Origin of the sequence: endosymbiont of Galathealinum brachiosum (assembly GCA_003349885.1) — a bacterium.
Taxonomy (GTDB): Bacteria; Pseudomonadota; Gammaproteobacteria; order SZUA-229; family SZUA-229; genus SZUA-229.
Map to the genome: position 1 here is coordinate 337,166 of QFXC01000008.1, position 18,972 is coordinate 356,137.

At 39.0% G+C, this 18,972-nt stretch carries 11 protein-coding genes; 5 read left to right on the forward strand and 6 right to left on the reverse strand.

What is annotated here, in order from left to right; translation table 11 throughout:
* Positions 1 to 22 precede the first annotated feature (22 nt).
* Complete coding sequence (locus DIZ80_07555; protein RDH83981.1) at positions 23 to 2,431, reverse strand: DNA internalization-related competence protein ComEC/Rec2; 2,409 nt, start codon at positions 2,429 to 2,431, stop codon at positions 23 to 25.
* Between the two features lie 69 nt (positions 2,432 to 2,500).
* Here DIZ80_07555 and DIZ80_07560 point away from each other — a divergent pair, with 69 nt between their 5' ends.
* The 5 genes from DIZ80_07560 to DIZ80_07580 are packed head-to-tail and all read left to right on the forward strand — an operon-like array spanning position 2,501 to position 5,834.
* Positions 2,501 to 3,037: a DUF2062 domain-containing protein gene (locus tag DIZ80_07560; protein RDH83982.1), complete on the forward strand. Its 537-nt coding sequence runs from the start codon at positions 2,501 to 2,503 to the stop codon at positions 3,035 to 3,037.
* Between the two features lie 2 nt (positions 3,038 to 3,039).
* Positions 3,040 to 3,492, forward strand: coding sequence for an NUDIX hydrolase (locus DIZ80_07565; protein ID RDH83983.1), 453 nt, complete (start codon positions 3,040 to 3,042; stop codon positions 3,490 to 3,492).
* Entirely contained in the window at positions 3,492 to 4,097 is a 606-nt protein-coding gene (locus DIZ80_07570) for a hypothetical protein (GenBank protein ID RDH83984.1), read from the forward strand. Before DIZ80_07565 ends, DIZ80_07570 begins: the two co-directional genes overlap by 1 nt.
* Complete coding sequence (locus tag DIZ80_07575) at positions 4,081 to 5,202, forward strand: tRNA 2-thiouridine(34) synthase MnmA (protein ID RDH83985.1); 1,122 nt, start codon at positions 4,081 to 4,083, stop codon at positions 5,200 to 5,202. The genes DIZ80_07570 and DIZ80_07575 overlap by 17 nt, the downstream gene beginning before the upstream one ends.
* A gap of 14 nt (positions 5,203 to 5,216) precedes the next feature.
* A complete protein-coding gene (locus tag DIZ80_07580) occupies positions 5,217 to 5,834 on the forward strand; it encodes a lysogenization regulator HflD (protein ID RDH83986.1) in 618 nt (205 codons plus the stop codon).
* Positions 5,835 to 5,860: 26 nt separating this feature from the next.
* Here DIZ80_07580 and DIZ80_07585 read toward each other — a convergent pair whose 3' ends face one another.
* The 5 genes from DIZ80_07585 to DIZ80_07605 form a co-directional block, all read right to left on the reverse strand.
* Positions 5,861 to 6,550, reverse strand: a complete 690-nt coding sequence (locus tag DIZ80_07585; protein ID RDH83987.1) for a hypothetical protein — start codon at positions 6,548 to 6,550, stop codon at positions 5,861 to 5,863.
* A 4-nt stretch (positions 6,551 to 6,554) separates the two neighbouring features.
* Positions 6,555 to 7,136 (reverse strand): isoprenylcysteine carboxylmethyltransferase family protein, encoded by a 582-nt coding sequence (locus DIZ80_07590; GenBank protein RDH83988.1) that lies wholly within the window; start codon positions 7,134 to 7,136, stop codon positions 6,555 to 6,557.
* A 197-nt stretch (positions 7,137 to 7,333) separates the two neighbouring features.
* Entirely contained in the window at positions 7,334 to 16,642 is a 9,309-nt protein-coding gene (locus DIZ80_07595) for a hypothetical protein (GenBank protein ID RDH83989.1), read from the reverse strand.
* Positions 16,643 to 16,713: 71 nt separating this feature from the next.
* Positions 16,714 to 18,183 (reverse strand): hypothetical protein, encoded by a 1,470-nt coding sequence (locus DIZ80_07600; protein ID RDH83990.1) that lies wholly within the window; start codon positions 18,181 to 18,183, stop codon positions 16,714 to 16,716.
* A 44-nt stretch (positions 18,184 to 18,227) separates the two neighbouring features.
* Positions 18,228 to 18,971, reverse strand: a complete 744-nt coding sequence (locus DIZ80_07605) for a hypothetical protein (GenBank protein RDH83991.1) — start codon at positions 18,969 to 18,971, stop codon at positions 18,228 to 18,230.
* Position 18,972 lies beyond the last annotated feature (1 nt).

An 18,972-nucleotide genomic window follows, 5' to 3' on the forward strand; every position in this document is an offset into this window, starting at 1 on the left:
ATAATGGGCACATAATACGTTATCAGAAGCGATGATTCCAATAATGAGTACTAACTTTTCTCTGTTGACTGACTAGCTCAAGCACATCACCTGAAGTATCCGGTAACTTCAACTGAATCATCCCGCTATTAGCCGTATTTAACACATGACTACCCTGTTTTTGATAACGTTTCAGCACTTTTTGTGTAGGATGACCAAATCGATTATTAAAACCGGCAGATGAAATTGCCAGACGGGGATTAATTTCATCAAGCCAGCGCTGGGTTGATGAGGTATTACTGCCATGATGCGGCATTATCAATATATCTGCTTTTAATTTTTTAATATTATGACTGAGCATTTTAAGCTCGATTTTACGCTCTATATCGCCAGGTATCAGCAAACTGTAGTGCTGGTTCCAGACTTTTAACACGCAACTACGATTATTTGGTTTCTTATAAGCCTGGTCAGGGTGTAAAACTTCAAAGCTCACCTCATTCCACACCCAGCTTTGGCCTGACACACAGACTTTATCTGAATAACTTATACGCGATTTCTGGTTAATTACATTTTCTGCGGCTAAAAGCCGCTTAACATTCATCATTCTTAATACCGAATCAGCCCCACCTGCATGATCATTATCACCGTGACTTACCATCAGTAAATCTAACGTCTGAATATCGACATAATTTAAATAAGGCACAATAACACGCTCACCAAGATCGAATCTTTCTCCAAGTTTTGCCCCGGTATCATATAACAGTGTTTTATCTCTGGTTTGAACGACAACAGACAGGCCCTGCCCGACATCAAGTACTGAAACCCAGAACGCACCCTGATCTGGTCGGGGATATTGATATAACAGCATTGGCAATATCATAATTAAACCGGAATAACGTAATGGAAATCCGCCTGGTAGTAGTAATAAAACAACACCTGACAATGCCAGAGCACTATGAAACAGAGGAATTGAAGAAAGCGGCACACTGGAAACACGCATATCAGCAAACCATTCGGTCAAATGCCAGATTACAGAAAATAACTCACTCGTCTGGGTAAATAACCATAAACTCAGATCTGCTGACAGTAGACTAATTAAACTGGCCAATAGTGACAGTGGCACAATCACCATGCCTACCAACGGTATAATGAACATATTAACCAGTGGAGAAATTAATGAACCCTGCTGAAATAACAGTAAACTCAGGGGTAACATCGCTAAAGCTATTAACCATTGAATTTTAACACCCTGTAACCAGACTTTAATTCTGCAATGCTGATCAACTACACGTGAGCTTGAAACCAGAGTAATTACCAGAACAGCCAGAAATGATAACCAGAACCCCACCGACAATACAGATGAAGGATCAATCAACAAAACACTAATAAGCGCAAGAGATAACGTATTTAAACTAAAAGCGGGACGTTTTATTACAAGCGCCAGCATTATTACCAGCAACATAATAAATGCACGTTGTGTCGGTACGGAAAAACCTGCAAGCAACGCATAATAACCCGCAAAAATTAAACTAATCAATGCCGCCACCTGTGGCGCACTACTATATTTACATATAATAGCTGGTACAAAACGTCGAACAGTGAAAAAGACCAACCCCGCAACCAGACCAATATGCAGGCCAGAAATTGCCATCAAATGACTTGTCCCTGTTTTTCTTAGAACATCCCACTGCTGATGGCTAATTTCAGACTTATGACCAATCGTTAACGCCTGTAATAACCCCTGATATTCTGTGTCTGGTAGTCTGGATAATATAGATGATAAATTCTCTCTAACACTATCAATACTTACTCTACTCTTCTTTAAGCGTTTATTTAAACTGCTTTTTCTAATATAACCTGTCGCCTGTATACCCTGTTGATACAGCCATTTTTCATAATCAAAACCACCCAGATTCTGCATACCATGAGGTGCTTTCAATCGAACCTGTATTTGCCAGTATTCTCCTGTTTTAATTTGACCTTTATGGTAATACCAGCTTAATCGCAGCCGGGACGGCAATGCAGATAATAAGTCAGGTTTTTTATTGCCCCCATTGGTCGCATTTAATAATGTGAATTTAGTAACATTAAAGTTAAATCGTACAGAACGACCTGTATGATCGGGCAACCCAACAACAACACCTTCAATTAACACATCCTGACCTGATAAATCATCAGGTAATAGCTGATATAAATAAATATGAGCGAATAGCAAGGCCCATAAATATCCTGTTTGAAATGCCAGAACGTGACGCGATTCAGGCAGGCGATAAAATAGCCACAAAGAGAGAGGTAAAAAGATGAGCATTACACTATCAGTCCAGAAAGGACCGTAAAGATCAGGCTGTATTTGCAGAAAACAAACACCCGCCAAAAGAGAAATAGCCACCAGGGGTAGCGATGGCATCTTTTGAGTCATCCTTGAATCAGACACAACTAAAATCCTTATCATTTGTTCTGTCTGTTATAATTTATACCTAATTAATAAACTTGCCAACCAGACTATAAATATTAAATAACCATGCCAAAAAAGTTTTTACGTAAATGTCTGCCAGATCCGCATAAAATCACCCAGTCCAAGTCTCTGCGAATTTTTGGTAATTTCATACATGAGCCTAACCTCTGGCACATGAATCGCAAATCAGTCTCTATGGCATTTATGGTCGGCATGTTTTTTATGTGGGTCCCCCTGCCATCACAGATGATACTTGCAGCAGGTGCTGCCATACTACTGCGTTGCAATCTTCCCTTATCGGTAGCGCTGGTATGGATCACCAACCCGATCACCATGGCGCCCATGTTTTATTCCGCGTATATACTGGGGAACTGGATGCTTGGTTCACCTCCAAGCAATATTGAATTTGAAGCTTCTTTTGAATGGATTTCCCAGCAAATGGATGTCATCTGGAAGCCCTTTTTACTTGGCTGTTTTACACTGGGCGTAAGCAGTTCAATTATTGGTTTTGTTGGAATACGCATGTTATGGCGTTTACATATTGTTAATTACCTGAAAAACAAAAAACAACGTTTCGTTGATAAACACAAAAAACAAAAATAGACATGACTGATATCTGGAAACCCCATGCTACTGTTGCAGCAATTATTGAGAGAGACAATCAATTTTTAATGGTTGAAGAAATAGCCGGTGGACAAACTGTTTACAATCAACCTGCAGGCCATCTTGATCCAAATGAAAGTCTGGTTGAGGCTGCTGTAAGAGAAACCCGCGAAGAAACAGCCTGGCACTTTATTCCTGAATATATCAGCGGCATATATCGCTGGGATCAAAGCAGCACAAATCGGTGTTTTTTACGTGTTGCTTTTGTAGGCAGTTGCGATGATTACAAAAAAGAACAGCCACTGGATGATGGTATCATTAGAGCCCTGTGGTTAACGCGAGAAGAACTCGCAGCTCAAACGGAAAAATTACGCAGCCCAATGGTATTACGCTGCATCGATGATTACCTGAGTGGTATAAAATACCCTCTGGATCTACTGACAGATATTCAATAATGTTATTACAATTACAAACTCTGATATTTACTTTTATACTACTGCTATTTATTAGCACTAAAAGCCTGGCTGCCCCGCAGGTTAAACTCTGCCTGGATGAGAGTTGTAAAAGCCCACTTAAAATTGAAATAACCGAAGCTTGCTGGTCTGACGTGAAAGAAATATTTTCTCCACCCTTTCCAACCGACAAAGACGAACAGGATAATATTGTTAATTCTATAGCATTAATTCAAACAGATATTTTTAATTCAGTATTTAAACACAACCCTGATGGCAATAGCGCCAGTGATTTATACACCGGTAATAGCCGAAAAAACAATTATAAAAACATAAAAAGCATCCTTGGAATATTACTCGACAATTACCTGATCAATCGACATTTTTTACGTAAATCAATTACAAAACGCAGCTGGAATGGCTTTGAAAGTGAAATTCTATTATTACAATCATTAACTGACTCAAAACTTTACACACTTGAAACAAATAATAATGAACTGGGTGCTTCAGCGATAATACAGACATATAACAAGAAATCTTCTGGTATTGAAATCAAAAACACGACCATTAAAGAAGACAGCAACCAGATAGATAACGATTTTGAATAACACAACCAACAAAACACAACGAGTCATTGTAGGTATGTCAGGTGGTGTAGATTCATCTGTCGCAGCCCAACGCCTGATCGAAGATGGCTATCAGGTTGAAGGTCTGTTCATGAAAAACTGGGAACAGGATGACGACAAAGACTATTGTGCAGCAGCTGACGACTTAAAAGATGCGCAGCAGGTTTGTGATAAATTAGGTATAAAATTACACAGTGTTAACTTTGCAGATCAGTACTGGGATCGTGTATTCAAAAACTTTCTTGATGAATACGGCGCGGGAAGAACTCCAAACCCGGATATTTTATGTAATAAGGAAATTAAATTTAAGGCATTTCTAGATTACGCTCTTCAATTAGGGGCAGACTTTATTGCTACAGGTCATTACGTACAACGTGGTGAAAGTAAAAACAGTTACCAGTTATTAAAAGGTCTGGACGACAATAAAGACCAGAGTTATTTTTTATACACGCTTACTCAACAGCAATTAAAACATAGCCTTTTTCCAGTAGGTGATATAGAAAAACCTGAAGTACGCAAACTTGCTGAAAAATCTGATTTTATTACTCATAATAAAAAAGACAGTACGGGCATCTGTTTTATAGGCGAAAGAAAATTCAAAGATTTTCTGCAACGTTTTATACCGGCTCAACCCGGTGAAATTAAAACATTAGAAGGTCAAACCGTCGGCAAACATCATGGTCTGATGTACTATACACTTGGTCAACGAAAAGGGCTTGGTATTGGTGGTGTCAAAAATGCGACTGAAGAACCCTGGTTTAGTGTAAAAAAAGATCTGGAAAAAAATATTTTATATGTGGCACAGGGTGACGATTCAGCTTTGTATCACACCCATTTAGATGCTTCACAACTGTGCTGGGTTAGTGGTATAACACCTGAGTTACCTTATTCCTGCAAAGCAAAAGTACGTTACAGGCAGGATGACCAACCGTGTATTATTCAAAGTTTTGAAAATAATTCAATTACAGTCAGCTTTGAAAAAGCACAACGTGCAATCACCCCTGGACAATCTGTCGTTTTTTATCAGGGTAATATTTGTTTAGGTGGCGGTGTCATTGATAACATGTACAACAACATCAAAGATTAATTAGAAAGCTATATATGGAATATAATCAACAAGATCGCACTCTTGCACTCGCAGGCATATATCAGTCTGTTATTCTGGTAAAAGAAGTTGCCAATACAGGCAATGTTGCAGATGCTCAATTAACATCAATACTGGAAACATTATTTCGTTTTGATGCAAACAATGTAATGGATGTATATGGAGATACCTCTACAATAAAAAAAGGCTTAACAGCTTTACATGATCAGCTATCCGGTAATCAGAATAAAGATGATATAGATATCACCCGCTACGTCATACAACTACTACATCTTGAAAAAACACTAAAAAAATCACCTTCAATGATGGATAAACTGGCTAGTGAACTTGAAAACACCCGCAGCAAAATGGATTACTTTCATGTTAGCCATGAAAACATAATCGCGAGTCTGGCTGATATTTATCAGCAGCATATCAGTCCTATCGGACCAAAAATCATGGTTCAGGGTGAACACACCTATTTATCACAATCAAGAAATGCGAATAAAATACGTGCACTATTATTTGCAGGTATTCGCTCTGCTGTTCTCTGGAGACAGTGTGGTGGGAGTCGCTGGCAGTTATTACTTTCAAGAAAAAAATACATTGATAGTGCGAAAGCACTACTAAAATAATACCTATAAAATATTAAGAGTAACTCTCATTTTTTGAATATAGATAATACCCTGTCTTTATAAAACCGTTTTATTCTCTTACTAAAAACTTCAATACCGGTTTTACGATAATACTCTTTATCTTCATCACTCAATAAAGCCATATTCTTATGATATTTATGACGTGCCCAGGCATTGAAATCAAACTGCTGAGCTAATTTATACAAATATTGATTAAGCCAGTGCAAACCTTCCTTTCTGGCTATAGAAACACCAAAATCGATAAGTTTAGGTTCATCATCTAATGTAATCAGTAAGTTCTCTGAGCGTTTTAAATCAAAATGCGCAACTTTACGATTGTGCATTTCTTTAACGGCTGCCAGGAGTTTTACAAAATATTGCGAGTCTGTATCAGGGCGTCTTTCACGAATAGTCTGACCTTCAATAAATTCAATAACCATAAATTCATTATTAGCCATTCCATAACAAACAGGAACTGCACTCATTCCCTGTAGTTTCTGGTAAATTCGATATTCATGTCTTAATAGAGCAAGATTTATGGGGCGAGTTAGAAAATTGCCCAGGGGTGCTTTGATAACGAGTTTGTGACCAGATTCATTAAACAGCAGAGTCTTTCCCTGATATCCTGCCGCTAATGAATTTACATCTGAATTAAGGTGCTCTTTAATCCAGTTGACCAAATCACTTTCTGAAATAAAATCCAGATTCTGTAACATTTAGTTAACTGGTATAAAGCAGATATAGACAACCAATAAGATACACTACAATGACAGGTTCTGCATTTTGCATCAGGCTCTTTTTGAAAGACCAGGAGCTTTTCACGCTGCCTGCTTTAGAGCCAAAGGTAGGTATCAGGGCATTAATATTTTTAGACCATTCAATCCATTCATCTCCAAAAATATCACGAAGTTTGTTGTCCTCGTATGAGATTGTTGGTGGATAATAAAAGGCCAGCAAAGCGATCATAAGTACAAATGACCACCATTGGGTAGATGCGATTGAAAAACCGATCAATAACAGAATATTACCGACATAAAGAGGATGCCGAACATAGGCATATGGGCCGGTAGTTGCCAGCTCTTTATTCTTCATAACGTAACCTGAAGCCCACATACGAATCAGTTCACCAAAGACTGCGATTGCTCCACCCACAATAAATAACATAGGCTCATACGAGCCAAGTAAACTCACTAGCAATACAAATATGACCGCGAACCACTGACGTGATTGTTCATGGTAACGAAGTGTTAATATCAGTTTTTCCAGACCTGTAGCGTCTGAGACCTTATCGGCACGTGACATGGCTTACCTTTATCCAGTATTAATTTCGAGCGTATTTTATAGCAAACTAATATTGATTGATATGCCCTGAGCTTAACAGGCATGAAATGATTATCGATTGGCGGATCTGGAGCACATATATTCAGCTCATTTATACTAACAAGTCTGTCATACTGGCGTGTTAGTAACATTTTAATAATTTAACTCACATATCCTAATTATCGACATTGCAGTGTTTCTTTTTCATTTTCATTTGTTTTTTCCAGAAAATCGACTTCTGACCCCTCTGAAATATCATCAAGAATGGTTAAAAAAGTATCCTGTACTGTGCTTACTTCTGCAATCAACGTATTCACATCTGAGATAGAAGTCGTTTGCACAGAAGAAGCTGTTGAATCCAGCTGGATGACACTATCACCCGCAACCGTTTGTTTAAACGCGATCTCAGAGGGTAAATTAGTTGTAGTAAATGAGCCGGTTATATTACTAACCTGAGACTGAATAACATCAAACTGATCACCCGTGCTTGCGGTAAAACCGCCAGTATAAATAACATCTAGAACACCATCAAGTGTTACATTACCCGAAGCATTTAAACTATCGTAACTTACACCCTGCACCAATCCACCCAGTTTTATTTCCAATGCGCCACTGGCACCCTGTGTGTAATCGCCAATTACATTAATTGACCCTGTAGCACTACCTACACCAATTAAACCCGCATTATTCGTTAAATTAGCACTGATCGTACCAGCCCCTGTCAACAACCCTCCTGATAAAACGATATCTTCAACATTCTGAATCGCAGTAACAGCAAGATCCAGCGTGCCTGTTTGCAGCTCAACTGTATCAACCCCTGCATTCGCATTTATCGTACCTGCAATGCTACCGCCTGTTATGGTATAGGTATCTACACCTGCATTACCCGTCAGATTGTTAATATTAGAATAAAGGCCACCATTCAAATCACCACTATTTAATCCAGTAATAGACCATGCATTAGCCTGATTATCTCCAAGTAAAGTATTATTACCGGCGGCTCCATCAATTGTTCCACTGATCGTGCCACCTGCCAGTGTAAATGTATCGGTATTGGCATTACCTGTTAAATCAGAAATACCTATAAATACAATACTGTTCAAAATACCACTATCGGCACCATTTATAAGCCAAGTATTTGCAATGTTATCTGCAGCCAGTGAGTTAGTACCCCCTGCGCCATTAATGAAACCAGTCAAACTACCGCCACCACCCGTCAGATTAAATATATCTGAAGCTGCGTTACCCGTTAGATTTGCCATATTTGAAAAAGCACTGCCGTTTAGAGTGCCGGCATTGATACTGGTGATTAACCAGGTGTTCGCTATGTTATCTGCGATTAATGTATTGTTACCACCCGCACCATCAATCGTTCCCGTTAAACTTCCACCTGAAAGTGTAAATACATCATCTGCAGCATTACCTGTTAAATTAGAAAAGTTAGTGAATATTGATGAGTTTAATGCTCCACTGTTAACAGACGTAACCGCCCATGAATTAACCTGATTATTGGCTAACAAACTATCATTATTATCTGTGCCGCCATCAAGAGTAAATATATTTGCCGTAATATTCGACAAATCCAGACTTTCTATCGAGTCATTATTCCCATCAACACGAATATTTAAATTTAAGTTAACAGCTGAGCCTAAATTAGTTGCAACAGCAAAACTTCCACCGGTTATAAACGACATATTCAGCTGATTAGAAGCAACATAAGCATCAACCTGAATATCACCTGATACCGTATTACCAATTGATAAAGTACCGTCTGTTGTTCCGCTTAAATTTAAAGTCTCAAGTTCATTAGCCGTTAAATTTAAAACACCTGCTCCGCCACCAAGGCCTATTGTTGTTGCGGTAGTAAATGGTTCAATAAAAATATCACCTCCATCACCAAGTAAGGCACTATTCATATGAGTAAAACCAGTTCCCTGAAGATCAAGAGTATCGAGAATAAGTCTGATAAAATTATTATTATTTAATAAAACACCGGGCCCTGTTCCAGAAGCCATAACCAGACCCTGACCTGCATTACGATTTTCAACGGTAATAGAACCTGCTCCTGCATTAACACCCGCACCGTCTGCACCAATGGTAATATCACCCGCAATATTATTTGTTAGTCCAAGCCCATCATCTATTCGTAAAACAACATTTCCGCCCGCAGTAGTCACCGTACTATTATCGGCAAACTGAATAACAGCTGCACCCGCATCTCGATCAGCATCAATCACACCGTCAGCGGCTCTTGAATTCGCAACTGCAGTGAAAGCACCACCATCCGTATTAATATCAGCATTAAGAATAATGCTACGACCTGCCTGTAATGTTATATCACCACCCAGGCCACTTGCGACAGTATTAATATCTGCACCAGCATTTTGAGTAATGTCATTACTGGCCTGAAGAATAACCGCTGTTCCGGAATCGGTTATAGCGGTTATGGTATCAACTGTCAGAGTTAAATCTGTTCCAGGGTTAGTCGCAAAAACGCCATCACCAACTGAACCAGAAGTATTAGTAAATATCTGGAAGAAATTAACAGAACCTGTATTAGAAGCTGAATTCAAAATACCATCATCAGCAAAAGAACCCACAGCCAACTGATCACCTACACCATTAATGGCAACACCAATACCAAACTGATCTGAGTCATCAAGGGTTAACGAAATATCCAGATCATTAACACCGACATAGCCTTCTCCAATCGTACCTCTGAGACTGACGCCATTTAAATCTGCATCGATAAAGTCAAAAAGGTGAGCAGCACCTGTTGCATTACCGGTATTCGCAAAACCATCATCACTAATTGCACCAACTACTAAACGATTACCTGCAGTATTTAATGCAACACTGAAACCAAAGTTATCATTTGCATCGAGTGTTGTAGAAAGGTCAAGATCGTTGACTCCGACATAACCCGCACCAATTGTTCCAACCAGGGCGCCACCCGCAAAATTCACATCAGTAAATGTAAATAAACGAACCGCTCCACTATTTGCGCTTACATTAGCAAAACCACCATCCTGATATGCACCTACAACCAGGCGATCACCCAACCCGTTAAGCGCAACACTCTGACCAAAGAAATCATTATTCTCCAGCTCGGCAGAAAGGTCTATATTATTACCCCCGGTATACCCTTCTCCGATGATACCCGCTAGTGATGGAGCGGTAAAATTTGCATCCGCAAAAGTAAACATAAAGACAGCACCATTGCCGTTACCGGTACGTCCAACACCAGGATCACCAGAACCTGCAACCAGACGATCACCCGCGCTATTTAAACCAACACTGGTTCCAAAGAAGTCATTGTCACCGAGATTAGCGGAAATATCTAAATCATTAGTCGTTAGATAACCTTCACCAATTGTTCCAGACAATATCGCACCCGTAAAATTAGTATCTTCAAACATAAACAGGTGAACAGCACCTAAAGAAACACCGGAATTTCCAAAACCATCGTCTTCATCCGCACCTACCGCCAATCGATCACCTGCCGCATTAAAAGCGACACTTTGACCAAAACCATCTGCATCTAAAACAGCAGATATATCCAGATTATTACCACCGGTATAACCCTCACCAATTATTCCTGATAGTGCGCCACCAGAGAAGATCCCATCTGTAAACGTAAATAAATGTACTGCTCCATTTGCATTATCTATATTATTTAATCCATCATCACCATCTGCACCTACAGCCAGCCGATCACCCGCATCATTTAAAGCAACACTGGTACCAAAGAAATCATTTGTTTCTAGAGCTGAAACAGTTCTTTGCATTGAAAAACCACTCTCATAACCAAGACCAATTGTTCCGGCAAACTCACCCCCACTATAGTTAGCATCAGTAAAAGTGAACATATGAACTGCACCCACTCGATCGCCACTATTATCTATACCACGATCCTGTGATGCTCCAGAAACAAGACGATCTCCGACTCCGTTAAACGCAACACTGGTACCAAAAAGGTCACTGTTATCTAAAGCAGCTGAAATATCTATGTCATTGACACCAACATAACCTTCGCCAATTGTTCCGAATAATGATGCACCATTAAAATTACTATCCAAAAATGTAAATAACTTTATTGCACCAAGACTGGCACCCAGCCCATCAAAACCATTATCACCACTATCACCAACTGCTAAACGATCACCTACTGAATTTAAAGCTAAAGAGCTAACTGAGATTCCTGTGGCACCTAAATCCACACTAGTACCACCGACATAACCTGAGCCAAGTGTTCCACTTATTGCTGCTCCGTTAAAATCACCATCAGCAAAAGTTATCAGATGTATTGCGCCTGCCTGAGAGGTTAAATTATTAAAACCATCGTCACCACCTGCATAAACTATAAGTCGGTCACCTGCTTCATTTAAGGCTAAACTGGAACCGAAGCCATCCGTATCATCAAGAGTGGAAGAAATGTCAAAACTGGAACCACCGGTATAACCTTCACCAATAGATCCTGCATGCACACCACCGGTAAAATTAGTATCTGCAAAAGTAAATAAATGAACCGCTCCTGTAGCGTTACCTATATTTAATGCTCCATCATCAGACGTAGAACCAACAAAAAGACGATCACCCAATCCGTTTAACGCAAGACTTATTCCAAAGCTATCACCGCCATCAATGGTTGATGCGACATCTATATCATTCACACCTACATAATTACGACCTATTCTGCCAGCGAGTGCCGGACTTGAGAAACTGGTATCGGTAAAAGTAATCAGATAAACACCACCTGTAAAAGAACCCTGATCATTTATTGCTCCAACAGCAAGACGATCACCAGCACTATTTAAAGAAACACTGGTAGCAAAGAAATCGGTATCATCTAAATTTGCTGCAAGATTAAGATTATTACCACCGGTATAACCCTCCCCAATCGTACCCACATATGCACCACCAGAGAAATCACCATCAGTAAACGTAAATAACTGCACTGCTCCAATATTATTACCCGCCTCAACAAAACCATTATCATCTGCCGCACCCACAGCAAGACGATCACCTGCCGTATTTAAAGCAACACTGCGACCAAAGAAATCAACATTATTTAAAATACTTTCTGAAAAAAATAAAGGAATATCACCAGCACCTGTATAACCATCACCAATAGTTCCGGAAATTGCACCTCCATTAAAATCGCCATCAGCAAAAGTAAAAAGGCTTACCGCACCTGCAAAAAAGCCAGCATCACCGGCAAAACCTGTATCACCACTTGCGCCTATAGCCAGGCGGTCACCTGCTGAATTAAAAGAAAGACCTGAACCTAAAAAATCACCAACATTATACGTACCTGAGGTATCAAAATTATTCCCCCCTGTATAACCGTTACCAATGATTCCTGTAAGTGCAGGTGTATTAAAATCAACATCTGCAAAACTAATCATATATACGGCACCATGAGCGTTAGACCCATTTGCGACACCATCATCTCTAAATGACCCAATCACAAGGCGATCACCAGTACCATTTAATGACACAGCTGAGCCAAAATTATCATTAGCATCTAATGAGCCAGTTAAATCGAAATCATTCCCTACCACATAACCCGTACCAATTGTTCCCGCTAAAGCTGCACCTGCAAAATTATTATCCGTAAACGTAATAAAATATGCAGCACCTTCATTAGCCAGACTACTTATACCAAAACCATCATCATTTAAGGCACCAACAACCAGTCGATTACCAGCATCATTAAGCCCAACGCTTGATCCAAAATTATCATCTGGATCTAACGAGTTAGTTAAATCCAGATTATTAACCGCACTAAATCCTTGTCCAATAGATCCAACTAATGCTGCTCCGGTAAAATTGGCATCCGCAAATGTAAACAGATGAACCGCACCTTCATTCGTTGTGCCAAATACACCCGAACCATCATCATTAATGGCTCCAACGGCCAATCGATCACCCGCGCTATTTAAGGCTACAGACGATCCAAAATTATCATCCTGGTCGAGTAAATTTGTCAGATCAAGATCATTAGCTCCGACATATGCTTCACCCATCGTTCCGGTTAATACACCACCGGAGAATTCATCATCCGTAAATGTAATTAAGTAAACAGCACCATTTGCACTATCAAGATCACCAAAGCCTGAATCGCCTTTACCACCTACCGCTAACCTGTCACCGACACCATTAAAAGCAACGCTACTTCCAAAGTTATCGTTCAAACTAAGTGTCGAACCTAAATCCAGGTTTTTACCACCGGTAAAACCGTTACCAATTGTTGCTGATAACGCACCACCTGAAAAATTAGTGTCAGTAAAACTAAATAAATATACCGCACCAGAATTTAAATTTGCAAAAATAGCAGGGTTTGTACTGTCATCCCCTGGTGATCCAATGGCAAGTCGATTACCTGCATCATTTAACGCAACACTTTGACCAAAATTATCACTCCCACCAAGAGAGTCCCTGATAAATAAAGGCGAAAAACTTGTAGTACCGGTATAACTCTGCCCGATTATTCCAGCAAGCTGGCCACCATTAAAACTGGTATCTGTGAATGTAAATAGATTTGTTGCACCAATATTACTACCGACATTAAGTAAACCCGCATCTCTAAATGAACCAACTGCAAGTCTGTCTCCGGCATCATTTAAAGCGAGACCTGCTCCAAAACCATCAAAATCATCCAGAGTAAAAGACAGGTCAATATCACCGACAGCAACATAACTTTCACCGATGGTGCCAGTTAATGAAGCAGCAGAAAAATTTGCATCCGTAAAAGTAATTAAATAAGCAGCACCATTATTAGTTCCACTATTACCAAAACCATCATCAAACATCGCGCCTACAATTAAACCATCTCCTGTTGTATTAAATGCCAGGCTTGACCCAAAAGAATCAGCATCATCAAGGTTGAGAGATAAATTCAGATCATTAACCCCTACGTATCCCTCACCTATTATTCCTGTAAGTGAACCGCTAGTGAAATTAACATCTGCAAAAGAAATTAAATAAGCTGCACCAATACTCGAACCACTATTACCAAAACCCGAATCACGTTGTGCGCCTATAACTAAACGATTACCTGTTCCATTTAGTGCAACGCTCTGACCAAACTGATCACTGTTATCCAGATTTGCAACCAGGTTTACATCATTTACCCCTGCATATCCGGAACCGATTGTCCCTGTAAGCAAACCTGTAGAAAAATTACCGTCTGCAAAACTAATTAAGTGAACGGCTCCACTATTAAAGTTACTACCTCCAAAACCATCATCTATAACAGCACCAACCGCAAGTCGATCACCTGCTGCGTTTAATGAGACACTTGTACCAAACTGATCAAAATCATCAAGCGTCAAAGCAAGATCTAAATCTGTCGCACCTGCATAACCTTCACCGATGGTGCCGGTTAAACTACCACCAGAAAAGTTGCCATCAATAAATGAAAACATATACACAGCGCCATTGCCTGAACCAACATTTGCCAGCCCCGAGTCTTCAGGTGCTCCAACGACAAGACGATCACCCAGCGCATTAAGCGCTACACTAGCCCCAAAACTATCAAAATCTTCAAGACTGGCAGATATATCAAGATTATTACCACCTGTATAACCGGATCCAATCGAGCCAACTAACGCACCACCGGAAAAATTAGTATCCGTAAAGCTGAAGAGATGTACGGCACCTACACTTGAACCGGTATTATCAAATCCGGCATCACCCGTTGCGCCAACAGCTAATCGAGTTCCAGCATCATTAAGAGCAACACTCGCCCCGAACTGGTCGCTATCGTCCAGAACATTACCGCTGACATCCAGAATATTATTGTAATTAAAACCCAGAATAAGCGCGTATTGCGTACTGCTACTATTGGTCGTATCTATATTTATATTTTTTGGATCTAGCAATACAGTCGCTCCGGAACCTTTAGGACCAGCAGCTGCCTGACCCGCAAAAGCTAAAGTATCGCCAGAGGATATTTCTATGAAACCACCGGCTCCGCCTTCACCGGGTACTGCACTGATATCAGCATAAACAGCCGTTTTCTGATCAGACCAGAGAATAATATTACCGCCACTGGAACCATCATCAATTCCATCTGCCCGAATTACCGAGCCATCATTAATAGCGAGTATTTGCGCATTGGCTAATTCATCTTCTTGAAGGTTTTTACCCCCCTGGAATTCACCACCTACCCGTATACGACCACCCGAACTTGTACCTGAAACATCTAACGTTGCTGAAAGTAATTTTGTCGCAGGTGCACTTATATCGATTGAACCGCCTGAGCCTGCAGACCCTGTTGCTATATAATGCCCGGAACTACTGATCTGCTCTCCAGCAGTATGCGTAATGTCACCACCCTGCGCACCGGAAACATCGATTACCGATCCATTAATTTCCTGATTCTGACCTGCACCATAAATATTAACGCTTCCTCCTTTACCTGTTGTTCCACGTGCACTAATCTTTTCAGCCAGTGAAACGACTCCCGCATTAATGTTAATTCCACCGCCACTAGCACCATCAGCATGAATATTTCCACCTAAAGCAACGAAACCATCAGACTGAATAGAAATATTTCCACCTTCATTAATGCCATCAGCATCAATTTCTCCAATTAAAGTTAACTGTTTGGCTTCTATATTTATATCTCCACCTTTTACACCGTTTGCACTGATCAATGAACTTTCATCAAGCTCAATTTTATCACTTGCAAAAAGTACAACACGGCCCTGACTATCAAGTGAGAGACCATCTACATTTATATTTCCAGAATTTTTTATACTTCCAGCAAAAATACTTGCACTACCACCATTAGTTAATAGTTCACCTATATTTATTACCTGGTTTTCTGGAGCCTGAATTTCAAAACTGATATTAGGATCACTAAGTGCTGACAATGTAATACTTTGACCTGCTGCGAGAGTAATATCCCCGCCTTCAGTCTGTAAAATATTTTCATTTTTCACATTAGGTGCAATTAGTACAATTTCACCTGTACCCGTAGTATGAATAAAACCCTGATTAATTATTTCAGATAAATTTCCAGCATCTTCAAAGTGAAAATTACCTTTTAAAAAATCCTGATCTGTAATATTTAAAGTTGATGCGATGAAACCAGCCGTATCAATAGTAGCACCAGCGCCTACTAGTATTCCATTAGGGTTAATAACAAAAACCTGGCCGTTAGAGCTTAATGTGCCATATATATCACTTGGGTCTGCACCTCTAACTCTATTTAAAACTGAACTGGCACTGTTAACCTGAGAAAAGTGGGTAGTTTGACCAGCATCAATATTAAACTGATTCCAGTTAATAACTGTATTGGGAGAATTTGTGATATTGAGATTACTGGTTCCAAGACCATTAAAACTAGCAGCACCTTCTACAACAACCGGTAATTGTGGATTAGCGATTAGAGCTGGAATTTGAAATGTAACTGCCACTATAAAAGCAAGTTTTAATTTATTATATTGACTAGTATTTTTAATTTGATGTTTATCCATAATATATCACTTCATCATTTATTTTCACCGTTAGAACTGAATAAAACTTAACTAACGCCTACATTTAAAAATTATCTAACTTCACATTTTTCAAACTCTTTAAATCCATCATCCTGATTTATAAAGTCAAGAAAATTAACAAATTTATCATCAAACTTATCTGGTGCGGGTATAACATCATTGGTATGGAAAGAAGGTTGATTTGAAAGACGCTTAATGCCATCTTTTGTTGTTACTTTAATTGCTTCACCAGCACCGATAACTTTTATATTCCCCTTATTATCAGCCACCTCTAAAAAACCATCATATAAACTGACGTATAAACCCGGAACATGTGTTTCGACTTCATAAACATCTGATCCAAATAATTCATCATGATCAATTTTTATTTCATCAGGTCTTGGTGCTTTTATTTTATCTGCTTTGGAAGGCAATAATTTAGCAGCTGATTGTTTACTGGCTATATAGAACTGTTGGCCTTCTTTAATAAGTTTCTCTCCTCTGTCCAGATCAAGTGCAACTTTTCCTTTCCAGACATTAACTTTCATACCACCTTTACCATTTACTGCATTACGACATAAACCATCACACATCATGTCAAATCCAGTACCACGAATACCGATGGTCACTGTCATGGCAGAATATTTAACTTTGCTGCGGTTAGATTTAGCAATTAAACCGGTTAAAGCTCTTAATCCACCACGTACAAGCTCTATAACTGACTTATTAACAACTGGTTTTTCCGCCTGATAATTAAATTCACGTATATAAAATTCACTATTTCGTGTAAGTGTAATTCGAGATTTATCGGAAAACGCCAGAACAGCATAACCATTTACACTTGATACTATACGATCACTTTCATAAAGAGGTGAACCGGAACTGAGTGATCTGCTTTTATCCTTCTTATACTGAGCAGTTAAACTACCCCTGATAAATGCGACTCGACCAACAAGTTTTTTATCTGTTAAAGAGGCTGATGCCTGTTGAGCATTGGAAGAATCAACACACCGCCCTTCACATAAACGCGCATCAAATTCAGTACCTCTTATCCCAATAGTCGCAACAGTTGTTCTAATCTTATAACTTTTATTCGTTAATTTTCCAATAGCACCGGTTACTGACCTTAAACCACCTTTTAATAAATGTAGCAGTACATTTGCAGAACCACTATTCTGACTAACATTTGTTGTTTTCTGATTTATCTGTTTCTTCGGGGTATACTCATATTTATCAAGTTTTAAACGAGTATTAGGACGTAACGTCATCTTAGTGCCATCAATCATTTCAATCATGGCAAAACTTTTTTTATTAATATTAATAACATCACTCTGATATAAATTTGCATTACGAGCAAGGATACGTACCTTATCTGTTTGATCCTGTAATGTTGCCTGCGCGGCTGTAGCAACACCTCGCACATACACAACTTTTCCCACACTATCACCAGCCGCCTTTAGTTCAGATGACAAAAGAAGCAAAGGTGCAAACACTACAAGTAGTATTATCAGATTAAATAAATTGATTTTAAAATATTCCATAATTAAATATTAATCCTGATCAATTACAACCATCACAAAAACTCTCAGGCAGCTTTTCGACACATTGCTATTTTATTGAGAAAATCCATTGCACTGTCAGATTCTTCCAGATGCGTTATCTCTGTTACTACTTGCATATGATCATCATACTCATGAACGAGTTTATTCATATTATTTCTAACTTTAGACTCGACTTCTTTCGCCTGTTTAGAATCAGTTTTAACCGTCGCCATAATATAGTTATTATTTCCCCAGTGACCTGCCATATCACTACGTCGGATATTACTTTTAACAATTTCAGATATATCATGTTTTAGTTTTTCAATATCAGATTCAGGCTGATTCTGTAAAAACGCACTAAAACCTTCTATTTCTAAGAAGACGACTGATAATTCAGTTTTAAAGCGCTGAAACTGATTAACTTCATGCTCAAGAAATTTAATTGCTGCTGCCTGAGTATATAAACCTGTTTCTTCATCTATTACAGTTGAAGTTTTAAGCGCATACTCTGCATCTTCACGTTGAACTTTTTCAATTTTCAAAAGATCTTCTATATACTCAGATTTATACTGGTACAAACCAATAAGATAGGCTGATATTGTTGTTATAAAAACAATTGCCAAACGATAATAAAGATCACTCATATGCGGCATAAAAAGACTGGTAATATAATCATTATAAAAAAGCAAATAATCATATACAGATGCAATCACCCAGAAAGTCAGACCGACCACCAGACCAATTAATGTAATTTTTATATTGAATAATTTTCTTTTTTCATTTTTCATA

Bases quoted from the DNA above. Each gene is read 5' to 3' on its own strand.
- DIZ80_07570 (RDH83984.1), top strand. From the start codon at position 3,492: ATGTTATTACAATTACAAACTCTGATATTTACTTTTATACTACTGCTA.
- DIZ80_07565 (RDH83983.1), top strand. From the start codon at position 3,040: ATGACTGATATCTGGAAACCCCATGCTACTGTTGCAGCAATTATTGAG.
- DIZ80_07595 (RDH83989.1), bottom strand. From the start codon at position 16,642: ATGGATAAACATCAAATTAAAAATACTAGTCAATATAATAAATTAAAA.
- DIZ80_07560 (RDH83982.1), top strand. From the start codon at position 2,501: ATGCCAAAAAAGTTTTTACGTAAATGTCTGCCAGATCCGCATAAAATC.
- DIZ80_07585 (RDH83987.1), bottom strand. From the start codon at position 6,550: ATGTTACAGAATCTGGATTTTATTTCAGAAAGTGATTTGGTCAACTGG.
- DIZ80_07600 (RDH83990.1), bottom strand. From the start codon at position 18,183: ATGGAATATTTTAAAATCAATTTATTTAATCTGATAATACTACTTGTA.
- DIZ80_07555 (RDH83981.1), bottom strand. From the start codon at position 2,431: ATGATAAGGATTTTAGTTGTGTCTGATTCAAGGATGACTCAAAAGATG.
- DIZ80_07580 (RDH83986.1), top strand. From the start codon at position 5,217: ATGGAATATAATCAACAAGATCGCACTCTTGCACTCGCAGGCATATAT.
- DIZ80_07605 (RDH83991.1), bottom strand. From the start codon at position 18,971: ATGAAAAATGAAAAAAGAAAATTATTCAATATAAAAATTACATTAATT.
- DIZ80_07590 (RDH83988.1), bottom strand. From the start codon at position 7,136: ATGTCACGTGCCGATAAGGTCTCAGACGCTACAGGTCTGGAAAAACTG.